The sequence below is a fragment of the Burkholderia anthinoferrum genome, assembly GCF_002925705.1.
Taxonomy (GTDB): Bacteria; Pseudomonadota; Gammaproteobacteria; order Burkholderiales; family Burkholderiaceae; genus Burkholderia; species Burkholderia semiarida.
Window position 1 is genome coordinate 389,650 of the sequence record NZ_LFZP01000052.1, and the last position, 17,110, is coordinate 406,759.

Sequence of the window (17,110 nt, forward strand, 5' to 3'; positions counted from 1 at the left end):
ACGATGTCGTTCCGTCGTCAGGGTGCGGCCGCGCACGCGCGCCGCCAGTCGGGCGGCAAGCCGCAGCGCGGAACCGCAATCTGCCCGCATCCTAGCACTCCGGGGGCGTCGCGACCGACCGGCGGGCCCGGAGGTCGCGATCCGCGCATCGTCGTCCTCCCTGTCATCGATCGATCACGGCCGCCGCAAGTCGAGCGTGAACGGAAATTCGCGGCTCGGCGCGGCAGCCGCGACCTCCATCCACCCCGGCGTGTGGCCGATCTCGACGAAGCGCGCGAGCCGGCGGCTCTCGGCTTCGTATGCATTGATCGGGAACGTCGCGTAGTTGCGCCCGCCCGGATGCGCGACGTGATACCGGCAGCCGCCGAGCGAGCGTTGCAGCCACGTATCGACGATGTCAAACGTGAGCGGCGCGTGCACGCCGATGGTCGGATGCAGCGCCGACGGCGGCGCCCATGCCTTGTAGCGCACGCCCGCCACGTATTCGCCGACGGTGCCGGTCGGCTGCAGCGGCAGCGCGCGGCCGTTGACGGTCACGACGTGCCGGTTGTCGTTCAGCCCCGTCACGCGCACTTCGAGCCGTTCGACCGACGAATCGACGTAGCGCACCGTGCCGCCGGGCGCGCCCTCCTCGCCCATCACGTGCCACGGTTCCAGCGCGCCGCGCAGCGACAGCTGCATCCCGTTCACCGCGATCTGCCCGAACAGCGGAAAACGGAATTCGAAGTGCGGCGCGAACCACGCCGGATCGAACGCGAAGCCGGCGTCGCGCAGCTCGGCCAGCACGTCGTCGAAATCCATCCGAAGAAATTCCGGCAGCATGAAGCGGTCGTGCAGCGCGGTACCCCAGCGCGTGAGCGGCGTCGTATACGGCGCGGCCCAGAAGCGCGCGACCAGCGCGCGCAGCAGCAGTTGCTGCACGATGCTCATCCGCGCATGCGGCGGCATCTCGAACGCACGCAGTTCGAGCAGGCCGAGCCGGCCGGTGGACGAATCGGGCGAATACAGCTTGTCGATGCAGAACTCGCTGCGGTGCGTGTTGCCCGTCACGTCGATCAGCAGGTTGCGCAGCACGCGATCGACGAGCCACGGCGGCATGTCCTGCCCGAACAGCAGCTTGTTGCGCTGGATTTCCGCGAACGCGATGTCGAGCTCGTAGAGCTGGTCGTTGCGCGCCTCGTCGACGCGCGGCGCCTGGCTCGTCGGCCCGATGAAGAGCCCCGAGAACAGGTACGACAGCGACGGATGGTTGTGCCAGTACGCGATCAGGCTCGCGAGCAGGTCCGGGCGGCGCAGGAACGGGCTGTCGGCCGGCGTCGCGCCGCCGAGCACGAAGTGGTTGCCGCCGCCCGTGCCGACGTGCCGCCCGTCGACCATGAACTTCTCGCTGCACAGCCGCGACTGCCACGCGGCGTCGTACAGGAATTCGGTGTGGTCGACGAGTTCGTCGAAGCTCGCGGCCGGGTGGATGTTCACCTCGATCACGCCCGGATCGGGTGTCACCTGCAGCAGCTTCAGCCGTGCGTCGCGCGGCGGCGGATAGCCTTCGAGCACGAGTTTCACGCCGAGCGTGTGCGCGGTCAGCTCGATCGCGCCGAGCAGGTCGAGATAATCCTCGAGCGCGGCGAGCGGCGGCATGAACAGATACAGAATGCCGTTGCGCACTTCGACGCACAGCGCGGTGCGCGTGATCCACGCGGCCGATTCGAAACGCTCGGGCCGGCGATGCGGGTCCACCGCGCCCGCACGAGCGCTCGCGGCCGCGCCGTCGTCGCGCCACTGCATCACGGTCGGCGCGGACGCTTCGCGATGCACGCCCGCCAGATAGCGCGGCGCGTCGGCCGGGCCCGCATAGCGGGCGCGCATGGCGGCGGCGTCCGGCAGCGCGTCGCGCGGCGCGAACGGATCGCGCTCGACGAGGTACGGATAGTCGGCGCTTGCGGTCCACGGCAACGAATCGAGCGGCAGCCGATAGCCCATCGGCGAATCGCCCGGCACGAGGTACATCCGCTCGTCGCGGAAGAACCACGGCCCCGTCTGCCAGCGCGGCCCGTCGAGACCCGGCGTGTCATCCACCCGCTTCACCGGCAGCACGTAGCCGACCACGCTGTCGAGCTGCTGCTCGAACACCTTGCGCAGCCGCGCGCGCTCGAGTTCGTCGTCGAGGCGCGCGTCGAACGGATCGACGTTGACGGGCAGCCGGCGCTCGCGCCACAGGTAGTACCAGACGTCCTCGTAGCCGGGCCGGATGAATTCGCCGGTCAGGTTCAGCCGCGCGGCGAGCGCATCGATGAAGCGCTTCGCGTCGTCGGTGGTATACGCGGACGGCTCGCGCTCGTCGGCGAACAGCGACGGATCGTGCCACACGGGCTGACCGTCCGCGCGCCAGAAGATCGACAGCGCCCAGCGCGGTAGTTGCTCGCCCGGGTACCACTTGCCCTGCCCGAAATGCAGGAAGCCGCCGTCGCCGTATTCGGCGCGCAGCCGCTGCACGAGTTCGGTCGCGTAGCCGCGCTTGGTCGGGCCGAGCGCATCGGTGTTCCACTCGGCGCCGTCGCGATCGTCGATCGACACGAAGGTCGGCTCGCCGCCCTGCGTGAGCCGCACGTCGCCGGCGGCCAGCGCGCCGTCGACCTGCGAGCCGAGCGCGAGCACGGCATCCCACTGCGATTCCGTATACGGCTTGGTCACGCGCGGCGATTCGTACACGCGCGTCACGCTCATCTCGTGCTCGAACGACACCTCGCATTCGTCGATCAGCCCTTCGACCGGCGCCGCGCTCGTCGGCTGCGGCGTACACGCGAGCGGAATATGCCCTTCCCCGGCGAGCAGGCCCGACGTCGGATCGAAGCCGATCCAGCCGGCGCCCGGCAGATAGACCTCGCACCACGCGTGCAGATCGGTGAAATCGACCGACGTGCCGCTCGGGCCGTCGAGCGATTTGACGTCCGGCGTGAGCTGGATCAGGTAGCCCGACACGAAGCGCGCGGCGATGCCGAGATGGCGGCACAGCTGCACGAGCAGCCACGCGCTGTCGCGGCACGAGCCGGACGCGAGCTCGAGCGTCTGCGCGGGCGTCTGCACGCCGGGCTCCATCCGCACGAGATAGCCGATGTCGCGCTGAAGCTGCTGGTTCAGCGCGACGAGGAAGTTCACGGTGCCGGCCGGCGTGCGGTCCACACCGTCGAGATACGCGCGAAACAGCGGCGCGGCGCTCGTCTGCGGATCGCACGCGAGATACGGCGCGAGCTCGGTCTTCAGCGCGTCGTCATAGCTGAACGGATATTGCTCCGCGCTCGCTTCGAGGAAAAAGTCGAACGGGTTGTACACCGACATCTCGGCGACGAGATCGATGGTGATCTCGAAGTGCTCGGTGCGCTCCGGAAACACGAGGCGCGCCAGATAGTTCGAGAACGGGTCCTGCTGCCAGTTGATGAAGTGCTGCGCGGGCTCGACCGTCATCGAATACGCGAGGATCGGTGTCCGGCAATGCGGCGCGGGCCGCAGCCGCACGACCTGCGGGCCGAGGTTGACGAGCCGGTCGTAGCGATAGCGGGTGGTGTGATGCAGCGCGACGTGGATGGACATGGGAGCTCGGGTCGGGTTGGGCCGGCCGCGCACGCCGCGTCGCTGTCGACGCGGCGGCCCGGCATGGCTGTTTCGGCGAAAGCGCGCCGCCGGTCAGACGAGTTCCGGCGACTGCACGACGCTGATCTCGACGGCCACGGCCGTCGCACCGAGCCCCGTCACCGGCTGCGCGTCGCGATGGTCGAGGCCGACCGCGATGCGCACGTAGCGTTCATCCGGGCAACGGTTCATGAACGGGTCGAAGCCGACCCAGCCGAGCCCTTCGACATAGGCCTCGGCCCATGCATGGCCGGCCGGCTGCTGCGTCAGCGACGCGGCTTGCGGCTGCGCGCCGAGCGCCGCCTGCGGCTGCCCCTGGGACTGCGACTGCGACTGCGACTGCGACTGCGATTGCCCTTGCGATTGCGATTGCGCGGCATGCGACGCGCCGAGCGCCTGCTGCATGCCGTCGCCGCTCTGCAGCGCGAGCGCCGCCTCCTCCTCGACGTCGCCCGCATGCTGCTTCGAATCGGCGATGCGCTGCATCGCGCTGTCGGCCAACACGTAGCCCGAGATGTAGCGCGCGGGGATCTTCAGCACGCGTGCGGCCGCGATGAACGCGTGCGCATGGTCGCGGCTCGTGCCCTCGCCGCTTTGCAGCGCGGTTTCCGCATCGACGGGCGCATCGGCCGCCAGGTTCGGCGCGTATGCGATGCGGCCGTGCACTTCCGTCATCAGCCAGTGCAGTGCGTCGAGACCGTGCGGCTCGATCGGCAGCGCATCCGTGAGCGCGCGCACGGTGTCGCCCGCCTTCGTGAGCGCGGTCTCGCGCTCGAAGATCCACGGCGGCGCATAGCCTTCGGAATTGCCGAGAATGCCCGCGCGGTCCTGCGTCTCGACGACGCCGGCCGCCACGACCACGATCTCGTCCTTCGCGCCGCGATCGTGGCGCACGAGGTCGATCCGGTTGCCGAGCCCGTCGGCGTACGACAGCGTCGGCTCGACGCCGTCGATCGTGACCTGCCACGCGCGCACCGTCTGCCCGGGGCCGGATTGCGGGCGCAGCCGCAGCCGTTGCAGCGCATGGCTGGCTTGATCGTCGAACCGATAACGCGAAATGTGTCGAATGGCGAGTCGCATGGCAAGCCTCAGTCGAAGTTGTAAGCCTGGGCGATTTCGAGCCCGAGGCTGTTGTTGCGGCCGATGAAGTCGGTCAGGAATTCGTGCAGGCCGCTCTTGAAGATCCGCTCGACCGAGGTATCGGACAGCAGTTGCAGGATCTTCGTGGCCGTGTCGTGACACGGGTGTGTCACGCCGTAATCCTTCGCGAGCAGGTTCAGGCTCGACACGACGCGCCCGTAGCAATAGCGCAGCGAACGCGGCATGCGGCCGTTCAGGATCAGGTAGTCCGCGATGTTGAGCGGCTTGTACTGCACGTCGTACACCCAGCGGTACGAACGATGCGCGGCCACGCAGCGCAGGATCGTCTCCCACTGGTAGTTGTCGAGGATCGTGCCGACGTGCGACACCGACGGCAGCAGCAGGTGGTACTTCACGTCGATGATCCGCGCGGTGTTGTCGGCGCGCTCGATGAATGCGCCGATCTGCGCGAAATCGAAGATCTCGTTGCGCAGCATCGTGCTGTAGAAGCTGCCGAGGATCAGCGCGGTTTCGCGCTTCACTTCGTCGAGCACGGCCGGCAGCTCGCTTTCAGGCACCGGCTGCGCGAGCGCGCGGCGCAGGGCGAGCCACGCGCCGTTCACGCTTTCCCACGCCTCGCGCGTGAGCGCCGTGCGCACCATCCGCGCGTTCGAGCGCGCGGCTTCGATGCACGACAGCACGCTCGACGGGTTGTCGCGGTCGCGCAGCAGGTAGTCGGTCACGGTATCGGCCGCGTACGCGTCGTATTTCTGCCGATAGCCGTCGTCGGCGCCCGAGCTGACGAGCACCGACGACCATTCGGCCGGCGCGTCGGCCGTGCGCGTGAGCGCCATCCGCAGCCCGGCATCGACGATGCGCGCGATGTTCTCCGCGCGTTCGATATAGCGGTACATCCAGTAGAGCCCGCTTGCAGTACGTCCCAGAAGCATCTCGTGTCCACTCCGTCTTCGTTCGGTTCGCGCGCCGGCTCCGGCGCGCGCGGTCGCGTCCGGCTCAGTCGGCCAGCACCCAGGTGTCCTTGGTGCCGCCGCCCTGGCTCGAGTTGACGACGAGCGATCCCTCCTTCAGCGCGACGCGCGTGAGCCCGCCCGGCGTGATGCGGATCCGGTCCGACACCAGCACGAACGGCCGCAGGTCGACGTGGCGCGGCGCGAGGCCGGCGTCGGTCAGGATCGGCGTCGTGGACAACGCGAGCGTCGGTTGCGCGATGTAGTTCGCGGGACGGGCGCGCAGCTTCGCGGAAAACGCGTCGAGTTCGGCCTTCGACGCGCACGGCCCGACCAGCATCCCGTAGCCGCCCGAGCCGTGCACTTCCTTCACGACCAGTTCGTCCAGATGCTCGAGCACGTATTTCAGGCTGTCGGCCTCGCCGCAGCGCCAGGTCGGCACGTTCTCCAGCAGCGCCTTGCGGCCCGTGTAGAACTCGACGATCTCCGGCATGTACGAGTAGATCGCCTTGTCGTCGGCGATGCCGGTGCCGGGCGCGTTCGCGATCGTGATGTTGCCCGCGCGGTACACGTCCATGATGCCGGCCACGCCGAGCACCGAATCGGGGCGGAACGTGAGCGGATCGAGGAACGCGTCGTCGACGCGGCGATACAGTACGTCGATCGGCTGGAAGCCTTCGGTCGTGCGCATCGCGACGCGGCCGTCGATCACCTGCAGGTCGCTGCCCTCGACGAGGTGCACGCCCATCTGGTCGGCGAGGAACGAATGTTCGTAGTACGCGGAATTGTGGATGCCGGGCGTGAGCACCGCGACGGTCGGGTTGTCGGTGTTGCCGCCCGGCGGGCACACGGCCGCGAGCGACTGGCGCAGCATCTGCGGATAGGTTTCGACCGGGCGCACCTTCACCTGCTGGAACAGCTCCGGAAAGAGCTGCATCATCGTTTCGCGGTTTTCCAGCATGTACGACACGCCGGACGGCGTGCGCGCGTTGTCCTCCAGCACGTAAAACTCGTTCTCGCCGGTGCGCACGATGTCGACGCCGATGATGTGCGTGTAAACGTTTCCGGGCGGCCGGAAGTCGATCATCTCCGGGATGAACGCGTCGTTGTGCGCGATCAGGTGCTTCGGCACGATGCCCGCGCGCACGATTTCCTGGCGGTGGTAGATGTCGTCGAGGAACGCGTTGAGCGCCATCACGCGCTGCTCGATGCCGAGCGACAGCCGGCTCCACTCCGCCCCCGAGATGATGCGCGGGACGATGTCGAACGGAATCAGCCGCTCGGCGGCCTCCGCGTCGCCGTAGACGGCGAACGTGATGCCCGTCTTGCGGAACACGCCTTCCGCATCGTGGGCCTTCTGGGCGAGGCTCGCGGGATTCTGCGTGTCGAGCCATTGCTTCAGGCGCGCGTAAGGCGCCCTTACCATGTCGCCGGATTGCAGCATTTCATCGAATGGCTTCATCGATTTTTTCTCCATCGATCGTTTTCCCCGGCATTGCGCATGCCGGACCGGCGTAACCAATGCTTTGCAAGGAACGTGCCGTGTTCGCTCCCGTCGATATCCCCCTGTTTTTGCGCCGCGCCGGGCACGCCCGCGCCACGTTTCGCACCACAACGGTGCATCGCCGACGCGGCGCGCACTCGCGGTGCGCCGCCGACGCGCATGGCCGATGCTGCGCCGCATCCGACGAACATAGTTCTCCCGCGTGTCACGGATGTGCAATCTGCACTGCACCAAAAGCGACGAGGCGGGCACCGGCCCGAGCGGGCGGGCCGGCACGCACACGGCGCAGCCGGCCCGGGGGAAGCGCCGTCCGGGCGGGCCGGACAGTCCGACGCGATGAACTGTCCGGTTAACTCGGTCCGGCCCCTCAACGCTATGTAGCCGTAATCCCGCCGACAACGCCCATGCATATTTCGACTGACACCGATCGAAAAAAAACATCGGCCCGACCGACGCGATGCGCGGTACGCTAGAACGTTTGCGCAGCAGACGGCGCCCCCTTTCAGGCGCCCGACTATAAAAAGCGAAGATCGAAATGGAAGCAAAGTGGCTGGAAGATTTCCTGAGCCTGGCGGATACCAAGAGCTTTTCCCGGGCCGCGCGTCATCGGCACCTGACGCAATCGGCGTTCAGTAGACGAATCGCCGCCCTCGAAACCTGGATGGACGCGAAGCTGGTGGACCGGAGCATCAATCCGATCGCACTGACGCCGGCCGGCCAGATGTTCCGCGGGCTCGCCGCGGACATCCTGCGCAGCATGTATGCGGCGCGCAATCTCGTGAACGGCTACGACCAGTTCGCGGCCAGCGACCAGGTCGTGCGCTTCGCCGTCGCGCATACGCTCGTGTTCACGCTGTTTCCGGAATGGCTCAAGCAACTCAACAGCGAGGTCGGCCACGTGACCGCGCGCGTCAATGCGGTGAACGTGCCGGAAGGCGTGCAGCAGCTCGTCGAAGGCGAATGCGACCTGTTGCTCGGCTATCACCATCCGCAGTTGCCGATCGTGCTCGATCCGAACCACTTTCCGTTCGTCAGCCTCGGCGTCGAACGAATCCTGCCCGTGTCGTCGCCCGATGCACGCGGCAAGCCGGTGTTCCAGCTGCCCGGCACGCCCGATGCGCCGCTGCCGCTGCTCGCGTATTCGTCGGGCGCCTTTCTCGGCAACATCGTCGAGATGCTGCTGCTGAACGCGACCGAGCCGTATGTGCTGCACCGGTGTTTCGAGACGCATATGTCCGAGGCGCTGAAAGGCATGGTCGTGGCCGGGCACGGCATCGGCTGGCTGCCGGAAAGCTGCGTCGCGAAAGAGCTCGCGGACGGCACGCTCGTCTGCGCCGGCACCGGCGACTGGATCACCGAACTCGAAATCCGCCTGTATCGATCGGCGCGCAAGCGCGGGCTCGCGGCCGAGCAGCTGTGGGCCTACATCATGAACCGGCCGCGCACGGCCCTCGACGCGGCGATCGGCACCGAAGAGGCGGCCGCGCCGGCAATGCGCGGCGCGCGACGAAGCGCGGGCGGCAGTCGCTGAACGCCGTGTCCGCGCCGTGGATATCCATGGCGCGCATGCGTATTCTTTCGACGGCAATCGATAATCCGCCGGATTCCATAAAATCCCTCACCTGCCCCCAATCCGCCGCCATTAAAACGCAAACGTTTGCAAATCCGTGTCGTACTTTTTACTGCTTCCCGTATTAAGTAAGAATATTCGGACCGATTTTCCAGACAGAAATACCTTGTTACACAAGTTTCTATTTACCTGTAACAGCCGGAATGATCAAAAACGTCGCACCCTCATTTCTCGACATGCGGTCTGTATCCGAACATTCATCGATTCTTCTCGAATACAGGCGCAACAGTTTCTTTTATCAGTCGTTATTTTTCGGCACGAACGTCGATACCTCCGACGTGATTCAAAGCGTGCTCGATCATCGCTACCGGTGAGCAATTTTCATGTCCGGGAATATCGACTTTATTCATAATTAAGACATCCTTACCAATCCATCCTTATCCTATTTAGATAGGATCTTTCGCTCCCGTCCCATTCGGGTCACACGCGGTTGTTGGTTCAAAAGCCATCGTGTATCAATAGCGTGTCGCAAAAAGAACGTTGGCAAATTCGACTCCGAGTCGATGCGCGTCATCGATTCCGGACGGGAGATTGCAATGTCACCTTCGCTTCGACAGCAGGCTCGCCCTTTCCTGAGCGTCGTGCTCTCCACGCTCTGCATGAACGCCATGGCCCAGACATCGGCGGCCCCGCCGCCGGCGTCCGGTCCGGGGGCAAACCGGTACGTGATTTCGTATATCTGCGGCGACGCGCGGATCGACGGCACCGCGCCGCTTCCCCCTGACGGACGCCCGTACAACCTGGGCGTGTCGTTCGTGTCGGGGAGCACCGGCCAGCCCCTCTCCAACGTGCAGGTGCGCCTGCGCCGGCATGGGCGCGTGCTCGTCGAATTCAATGCATCGGGATCGCGCTGCCTGTTCAGCGTGCCGGACGCGAGCTACCGGGTTGAAGGAACCTATCAGGGAGCAACCCAGTTCGCGATCGTCGAGACGGGTGCGCTCACGACGCAGTTGCGATGGTGAAACGTCGCACCGCCCCGCTCCGATCGCGTCATTCATGGAGCGCATCGAATCCAGGAGACTTGAATGCCCCGTCCAGAACGACCGGACGACTCGCCCGACCGTCAGCCGAAACCCTCGTGGGGTCCGGGAAGGAATGCGGCGCTCAGCGTCGCTGCATTTGCCGCGATCTTCGGCGCGTTCGCGTACGTCGAGCGAGACACGAGGATCGGCCACGCGAGCGTGACGCACGATATCGCCGGCGTGATCGGCGACGTCGTCGGCAAGTACCGCCAGCTCATCGTCGCGGCGACGGGTGGCTCGTCCCGCACAGCGGCGCCCGCCGGCTCGACGTCGACGGTCGCGCAGGCCGGGCCGGTTCCGCCGTCCGCCTCGACGGCGCCCGCCGTGTCGGCGCCGGCCGAACCGGCCGTGCCGCCGCAAGCGACGGCCCGCTCCGACACGAGCCCACCGCGCGCCGCGCACGTGCCGCCGACGAAGCTCGCGGCGAGCCCGCACGCGGCGTCGACCGGCAGTCGCTCGGCGCGCGCCGGCGATGCGCACCGGACGTCGCGCTCGCAGGCGCTGGCACGCACGAGAAAACACCCCGACCCCGCGACGAAACGGCAGCCGCAGTCGAGCCTCGCCGGCACGCCGTACATGGAGACCGCCCGCGTCACGCACGATGAGCTGGAAGGCGCCCGCGCTCTGGCCAAGGCGCGCCGGTGCGCAGAGATCGACGAATGGAGCTGCGTGGAGCAGAACGCGAGCCGAGCACTCGCCATCGACCCGACGAACAGCGAATCGCGCGCACTGCTGGGACAGGCGATCCGCAACCGCCTGTGAACCGGCCCTCGGGCGTGCAATCGACGTGATCGTTTCAAAGTGAGGAGACACCGTGGCCAACAATCGTCACCAACAATGCACCACCGTCGCTCCGCCGAACCGGCGGATCCTCCTGCATGCGCCGCTGCTGTGCCTGCTCGTCGCGTCCGGCCCGTGTCTTTCCGCCGAAGGCGACGCGGAACCGCGCGGCACGAGCGAGATCGCCGGATCCCGCGGCGCGCCGGATGCGCTGCCACCCGACCTGCGGCCAACGGGCGCGTCGACGCAAGCCGCGCAGGGTTCGGGCACGCAGCCCCCGCTTGCGACCACGCCGATCGCGCGGGCCTCGGATGCGTCGCTGCAGATCGCGCAGGCGCCGAACCCGGCGATGCCGACCACGGTCGTGGTGGACCCCGATGCTGCGCAGCCGAGCGCACCGGCGCCGGTCGCAGCATCGCCGAACGCGTCGATGCTGCTTGCGCAGGCATTCGACACCCCGCCGCCGGATACGTCGGCGCCGCGCGCGCGAACGTCGGATGCACCGCCGCAGCCCGCGCAACCCCTGACCACCGCACCGCCGGCTGCGCCGACCATGCCGACGCTCACCGCGCAGGCATCCGGCACACCGATGCCGAACTCGCCCACGCCTGCGACCGAGACGCCGGGCGCGCAACTGCCGTCGTCCCAGCCGCCGAATTCGCAGACGCCCGGCGCCCAGCTCCCCGGCGAGTCGACCCAGCGATCGCAGGGACCCGACGTCGAAGCGCCGAATGCGCGGGCGCCGAATCTCCGCACCGCCGACGTCGAGACGGTACGCAACGACGTGTTCGGCCTCGCGGCGAGCGGCGGCGCGGTCAAGGCGCTCGACGAAGCGAAGGCCCGGCCCGATGCGTTCTCCGCCGTCGACATCGCGCAACTGGAAGAGCTGTCGATTCGCCAGCAGGTGCGCGGCGGACGCGACAAGTCGCGATCGATGACGAGTTCGGACCGCTTCGATGGAATCGACGACGCGCTACGCGCGGCGGACGACCTCGACAAGCGGATACCCGCGACACCGGAGTACACCCCGGTCCGCACCGCCCTCGCGGGCGACCGGGTCGTCGCCCTTGCCGCACGCGGCGAGATGAAAACGGCCGTCGCGACGTTCGAGACGATTCCGTCCAGCGCGGAAATCTCGATCGACGCGTTGGCGGCCGTCGGCGACGCATACCTGTACCTGAGCGAGCCGGCCAAGGCGAACGCCGTGTACGCGCGCGCGCTGAAACAGGCCACCGCCTCGCCGACCGATCGCGCGACCCGCGGCTTCCAGTACGGCTCGCGCACGCGCCCGATCGAGCTGCAGGAAGGGCTGTTCTGGTCGTACGTCGACCAGGCACGCGCGCCGGAAGCGAAGCAGGTGCTCGACGACATGGAGAAGTCGCTGCCGCCGGCCAGGCAGGTGACCAACGTCGGCCCGGGAGAAAGCGACTATCTGCGCTACTACCGGCTGCGCGCGCAATACCTGATCTTCACGGGTCACGTGAACGAAGGGATCGCCGCGCTCGAACAGCTCGAGAAAGAGGTGCCGTTCAACGCTGAGGTGCGCGCCGCGCATGCCGACGCCGTGTCGGGCCAATCGCATCCGCGCCAGGCGATCTCGATGTATCGCGCGTCGCTGACCGATCACCCGGACAGCGTCGAGATGCTCGCGGGCCTCGGCCGCGCATCGCTCACGGCGGACGATTACGCGACCGCGAAAACCGTCGACCAGACCCTCGGCAACACGTTCCCGGACAGCGGTGCGGTGCGCAGCTTCAAGCGCGACTACAACGCGTACCGCAGCCCGGTGTTCACGACCGACCTGAGCTTCGAGCACGGCAACAGCGCGCTGGCCAACAACAGCTTCACGTCGGACAGCTATGTGTATTCGCAACCGTTCGGCGACAACTGGCGCGTGTTTTCGCACACGTTCTACGGTTTCGCGCAGACCGACGACGGCAACCTCAGCCGCACGCGCACCGGCATCGGCGGCGACTACCGGCACGGGCCGCTCACCGTGCTCGGCGAAGTCACGCGCTCGATGGGCGGGGACGGCCGAACCGGCGGCCGCGGGACGATCGCGTACGCGTTGAACGACTACTGGACGGTCAGCGCCGGGCTCGACACCAACGACAACTCGCTGCCGTGGAAAGCGTATGCCGCGCACATCTGGGGCCGCTCCGCGAATGTCGAGGTCGTGTATCGCCAGAACGACCGGCGCGAAGTCAAGCTCAGCTACGGCGTGAGCCGCTACAGCGATTCGAACCTGCACCAGGAGATCGCGGCGACCGCCACGCAGCGCGTGTATACGTCCGCGAACCAGCTCGTCAACGTCTCGCTGAACCTGGGCACGGACAGCAACACGCGGCGGGACGCGCCCTACTTCAGCCCCGGTCGCGACTACGCGGCCGCGGCGACCGTCATGCATCAACTGACGCTGTGGAAGAAGGGCGACCTCGGGCTGCGACAGCGCGTGTCGGTGTCGGGCGGCGCGTACAACGAGCGCGGCTTCGGCACCAGCCCGTTGTGGAGTGCGCGCATCGAGCACGCGTGGACGTTCAAGCACGACATCACGCTGAGCTACGGCGTCGAGGTCAGCAGCCACGCGTACGACGGCCAGCGCGAGCGCTCCGAAACCGGCTTCCTGTCGCTCAACCTGCCGTTTTAGAAAGGAGCCCTGAATGCAATCCAGACGGACCTTCATGTGCGGATGCCTCGGCACGTTTGCCGCCTGTTCGCTGTTCCCGGGCGTGAGCGGCGCCAAGATGATCGACCTGCTGCCGCCGTCCGACCCGGCCGACGGCAAGACGTTTCGCGTGATCTGCATGCACGACGTGCGCGACAACCTGATGGCGTCGTTTTCGTCGCCGACCGCGATCATCGATCCGTTCGCGGTCGATACCGGTACGCTGACCGCGATCTTCTCGTGGCTGCAGACCAACAACTACCACACCATCACCGTCAAGCAGATCGAGGCATCGCGGCACGGCGGCAAGCCGCTGCCGCCGCGCTCGGTGCTGCTCACGTTCGACGACGGCTTTCGCAGCCACTACACGAAGGTGCTGCCGCTGCTGGAGCGCTTCAAGTATCCGGCCGTGATGGGCCTCGTCACCGCGTGGATCGACATGCCGCCGGATACGCCGATCCGCATCAGCGACAAGGTTCAGGTGCCGCGCGACTACTTCCTGTCGTGGGACGAGGTGAAGAAGCTCGGGCAGTCGGAATTCGTCGAGCTCGGCTGCCACACCCACAATCTGCATCATGGCGCGATCGCGAATCCGCAAGGCAACGAATTGCCGGCGACCACGTCGCACCTGTACCTGCAAGACCAGAAGCGCTATGAAACCGACGCCGAATTCCACGCCCGCGTGCACGACGACCTGCAGACTTGCGTGCGGCAGATCCGCGAGCGCACCGGCATCGTCGCGCGCTCGATGGTGTGGCCGTACGGCGCGGAAAACCAGCCCGTGCGCCAGATCTCGACATCGCTCGGCATGGACATCCAGTTCAGCCTCGATGCCGGCCCGAATACGCCGGACGTGCCGCTCGACCGGCTCAGACGAATCCTGATGATGTACGACGTCGATATCGGCGGGTTCGAGCGCTCGATGCGCGAGCCGGCGTCGAACCGCGGCGACGTCGACATGCCCGAGCGTACCGTGCAGGTCGATCTCGACCAGGTCTACGACCCCGATCCCGCGCGGCAGGAAGCGAATCTCGGCAAGCTGATCGAGCGCATCTACCGGATGCAGCCGAAATCGGTGTACCTGCAGGCGTATGCGGACCCGAAGGGCACGGGCGTGGCCGAAGCGGTGTATTTCCCGAACCGGCATCTGCCGATGCGTTCCGACCTGTTCTCGCGTGCCGCGTGGCAGCTCAACACGCGGTCCAACGTGCAGGTATACGCGTGGATGCCGGTGCTCGCGTTCCGGCCGCCGGCCGACAAGCTCCGCGCGCTCGAAGCCGTCAGCGCCTACGGCGGCGCGCCGGCCCGCGAGAACGGCGCGCGCGTGTTCCGGCTGAGCCCGTTCGATCCCGATTCGCGGCTGATGATCCAGCAGGTCTACGAGGATCTCAGCAAGCACGCGTCGTTCAGCGGCATCCTGTTCGGCGACGACGCCGTGCTCGACGACTACGAGGATGCGGGCCGGCATGCGCTGCGCACCTATTCGCAATGGGGGCTGCCGGCCGACGTCGGCAAGATCCGCGAGAACCCCGACCTGATGAAGCGCTGGACGCGCCAGAAGACGCGCTACCTGATCGACATGACCCGGCAGCTCGAACAGATCGTGCTGGCCCACCAGAACGCCGGCGACGTGCTGACCGCGCGCAACATCTTCGCGATGCCGGTGCTCAAGCCCGAATCGGAAGCGTGGTATGCGCAGAACTACGACGATTTCATCGCCGCCTACGACTACGTCGCGCTGATGGCGATGCCGTACATGGAACAGGCGAAGGACCCGGAAGGCTGGCTCGACCAGCTCGTGAAGGCGGTGCGCGCGAAGCAGCGCGGGCTGCAGCGCACCGTGTTCGAACTGCAGTCGTACGACTGGCACGGGCAGAAGGCGGTGCCGGCCAGCACGCTGCTCGCGCAGATGCGGCGGCTGCGCAGCAAGGGCGCCGTGAATTTCGGCTACTACCCCGACAACTTCCTGACCGGCCAGCCGGAGCTCGACGCGATGCGCGACGTGATGTCGCTGAAGTCGCGCCTCGACCCAACCTCCATCAACGCGCTGATGCAGATGCAGCAATCGCGGGGAACCAAGACGCCATGACCTCCCATAGCCTGATCCAGCGCCTGCAGGATTTCGTCTTCTACTATCCGTTCTTCATGTCGTATCTGTGGATGATCGGCGGCGTCGTGCACTACTTCCTGCTCGAGGAAGGCCGCGAGCTGTCGACACGCACGATCGCGTCGAGCGGCATCCCGAAGGTGTCGATCGTCGTGCCCTGCTTCAACGAAGCCGCGAACGCGCGCAGCGTGATCGCCCATCTGAACGGGATGCTGTATCCGAACTACGACATCATCGCGGTCAACGACGGCAGCAAGGATCGCACCGGCGAGATCCTCAACGAGCTGGCCGTCGAGATCCCGCGGCTGCTCGTGATCCATCACGCGCGCAACGAAGGCAAGGCGGTCGGGCTCACGACCGCGGCCGCGGTATCCAACGCGGAATACCTGCTCTGTATCGACGGCGACGCGCTGCTCGCGCACGACGCGATCGGCTGGATGCTCGAACATTTCCTGACCGACCCGGGCGTGGGCGCGGTGACCGGCAACCCGCGCATCCGCACGCGCACGTCGCTGCTCGGCCGCATGCAGGTCGGCGAATTCTCGTCGATCGTCGGGCTGATCAAGCGCACGCAGCAGGTGTACGGCCGCATCTTCACGGTATCGGGCGTGATCACGATGTTCCGCAAGACCGCGCTCGCCGACGTCGGCTACTGGAGCTCGGACATGCTCACCGAGGACATCGACATCAGCTGGAAGCTGCAGTGCCGCGACTGGCGCGTCGTGTACGAGCCGCACGCGCTCAGCTGGATCCTGATGCCCGAGACGCTCAAGGGGCTCTACCGGCAGCGGCTGCGCTGGTCCAAGGGCGGCATCCAGGTGCTGCTCAAGTACGCGGGCACGCTGATGCGGCCCACGCAGATGATGATGTGGCCGCTGTTCGTCGAGTACCTGATCGGCATCGCGTGGGCGTACTCGATGTCGTTCATCCTGCTGCTCGCGCTGATCGACGTCGTCTACCCGCTTCCGCCGAACTGGCATGTGTCCGTGGTGCCGCACTGGCACGGGATGCTGCTGGTCGCGACCTGCATCCTGCAGCTGATCATCGGCAGCATGATCGATCGTCGTTACGACGAAAAACTCCTGATGTACTTCCTTGACACCATCTGGTACCCCGTCGCGTTCTGGCTGATCAGCATGATCACCACCGTCGTCGCCCTGCCCGCCGTCGTACTGCGGGGCCGCGGCAAGCGCGCCGTCTGGGTCAGTCCCGACCGAGGCATTCAACATGAAGAACGCGCCGATTATTGACCTTTCCCTGCGCGCCCCGCGCGACATGATCGCCGAACGCGGCGGCATCGTCGGGCCCGTGCTCGTCGCATGGTTCCGCCTCGTGCGGCCCGCGCTGGTCGGCGGTGTATGGGCATCGATCTGCATCTATACGTACCGCTACCTGCTGCCGTTCAACGAGGCCGAGATGCCGATCGAGCAGATCGTGTTCTACGTGACGAGCATCGCGCTGATCGCCGGCACGATCGTCATGTGGCTGATCGCGGGACGCGTCGTGCATCCATTCGCCTATCGCCTGCGCGTGTCGAAGATGGTGCGACGCTCGGCCAGCGTGAAGGTGCGCTCCGTGCCGCCGACCGCGTTCGCGAGCGAGCGCCGGCGCGGCGCGCGCCGCACGACGCGCATTCTCGTCGCGTCGCACGATGCGAACGGGTCGATTTCGGGCATCGAATGGGTTGCCCATGCCGGGCCGCAGCCCCGCGAATAGATCGCCGGAGA

The 17,110-nt window shown here is 66.9% G+C and carries 11 protein-coding genes; 7 read left to right on the forward strand and 4 right to left on the reverse strand.

Annotated features, from left to right (window positions below; genetic code table 11):
- Positions 1-174: 174 nt before the first annotated feature.
- The 4 genes from C5F75_RS24395 to C5F75_RS24410 form a co-directional block, all read right to left on the reverse strand.
- The gene (locus C5F75_RS24395) at positions 175-3,588 is read right to left on the reverse strand and encodes a transglutaminase family protein (protein WP_104012837.1); all 3,414 of its coding nucleotides are present in this window, start codon (positions 3,586-3,588) and stop codon (positions 175-177) included.
- A gap of 93 nt (positions 3,589-3,681) precedes the next feature.
- Complete coding sequence (locus tag C5F75_RS24400) at positions 3,682-4,707, reverse strand: transglutaminase family protein (RefSeq protein WP_089465541.1); 1,026 nt, start codon at positions 4,705-4,707, stop codon at positions 3,682-3,684.
- An 8-nt stretch (positions 4,708-4,715) separates the two neighbouring features.
- Positions 4,716-5,657: an alpha-E domain-containing protein gene (locus C5F75_RS24405; RefSeq protein WP_059582387.1), complete on the reverse strand. Its 942-nt coding sequence runs from the start codon at positions 5,655-5,657 to the stop codon at positions 4,716-4,718.
- Positions 5,658-5,721: 64 nt separating this feature from the next.
- Positions 5,722-7,137, reverse strand: a complete 1,416-nt coding sequence (locus C5F75_RS24410) for a circularly permuted type 2 ATP-grasp protein (RefSeq protein ID WP_059582390.1) — start codon at positions 7,135-7,137, stop codon at positions 5,722-5,724.
- Positions 7,138-7,714: 577 nt separating this feature from the next.
- On the opposite strand from C5F75_RS24410, the gene C5F75_RS24420 reads away from it, so the two are divergent.
- The 7 genes from C5F75_RS24420 to C5F75_RS24450 all read left to right on the forward strand — a co-directional run bounded on the left by C5F75_RS24420 (position 7,715) and on the right by C5F75_RS24450 (position 17,099).
- Entirely contained in the window at positions 7,715-8,710 is a 996-nt protein-coding gene (locus C5F75_RS24420) for a LysR substrate-binding domain-containing protein (RefSeq protein WP_059582392.1), read from the forward strand.
- Between the two features lie 635 nt (positions 8,711-9,345).
- Positions 9,346-9,771, forward strand: a complete 426-nt coding sequence (locus C5F75_RS24425) for a hypothetical protein (protein ID WP_060311732.1) — start codon at positions 9,346-9,348, stop codon at positions 9,769-9,771.
- A 63-nt stretch (positions 9,772-9,834) separates the two neighbouring features.
- Positions 9,835-10,593: a hypothetical protein gene (locus C5F75_RS24430; RefSeq protein ID WP_104012838.1), complete on the forward strand. Its 759-nt coding sequence runs from the start codon at positions 9,835-9,837 to the stop codon at positions 10,591-10,593.
- Between the two features lie 52 nt (positions 10,594-10,645).
- Positions 10,646-13,258, forward strand: coding sequence for a poly-beta-1,6 N-acetyl-D-glucosamine export porin PgaA (gene pgaA / locus C5F75_RS24435; RefSeq protein ID WP_104012839.1), 2,613 nt, complete (start codon positions 10,646-10,648; stop codon positions 13,256-13,258).
- Positions 13,259-13,271: 13 nt separating this feature from the next.
- Positions 13,272-15,365 (forward strand): poly-beta-1,6-N-acetyl-D-glucosamine N-deacetylase PgaB, encoded by a 2,094-nt coding sequence (gene pgaB, locus C5F75_RS24440; protein ID WP_104012840.1) that lies wholly within the window; start codon positions 13,272-13,274, stop codon positions 15,363-15,365.
- Positions 15,362-16,633: a poly-beta-1,6-N-acetyl-D-glucosamine synthase gene (gene pgaC, locus C5F75_RS24445; protein WP_059582402.1), complete on the forward strand. Its 1,272-nt coding sequence runs from the start codon at positions 15,362-15,364 to the stop codon at positions 16,631-16,633. Before pgaB ends, pgaC begins: the two co-directional genes overlap by 4 nt.
- Positions 16,611-17,099, forward strand: coding sequence for a hypothetical protein (locus C5F75_RS24450; RefSeq protein ID WP_059582405.1), 489 nt, complete (start codon positions 16,611-16,613; stop codon positions 17,097-17,099). The genes pgaC and C5F75_RS24450 overlap by 23 nt, the downstream gene beginning before the upstream one ends.
- Positions 17,100-17,110: the final 11 nt, after the last annotated feature.

Coding starts and splice junctions, on each gene's coding strand:
- C5F75_RS24430 (WP_104012838.1), top strand. CDS start 9,835: ATGCCCCGTCCAGAACGACCGGACGACTCGCCCGACCGTCAGCCGAAA.
- C5F75_RS24425 (WP_060311732.1), top strand. CDS start 9,346: ATGTCACCTTCGCTTCGACAGCAGGCTCGCCCTTTCCTGAGCGTCGTG.
- C5F75_RS24395 (WP_104012837.1), bottom strand. CDS start 3,588: ATGTCCATCCACGTCGCGCTGCATCACACCACCCGCTATCGCTACGAC.
- C5F75_RS24420 (WP_059582392.1), top strand. CDS start 7,715: ATGGAAGCAAAGTGGCTGGAAGATTTCCTGAGCCTGGCGGATACCAAG.
- C5F75_RS24410 (WP_059582390.1), bottom strand. CDS start 7,137: ATGAAGCCATTCGATGAAATGCTGCAATCCGGCGACATGGTAAGGGCG.
- C5F75_RS24405 (WP_059582387.1), bottom strand. CDS start 5,657: ATGCTTCTGGGACGTACTGCAAGCGGGCTCTACTGGATGTACCGCTAT.
- C5F75_RS24450 (WP_059582405.1), top strand. CDS start 16,611: ATGAAGAACGCGCCGATTATTGACCTTTCCCTGCGCGCCCCGCGCGAC.
- pgaC (WP_059582402.1), top strand. CDS start 15,362: ATGACCTCCCATAGCCTGATCCAGCGCCTGCAGGATTTCGTCTTCTAC.
- C5F75_RS24400 (WP_089465541.1), bottom strand. CDS start 4,707: ATGCGACTCGCCATTCGACACATTTCGCGTTATCGGTTCGACGATCAA.
- pgaB (WP_104012840.1), top strand. CDS start 13,272: ATGCAATCCAGACGGACCTTCATGTGCGGATGCCTCGGCACGTTTGCC.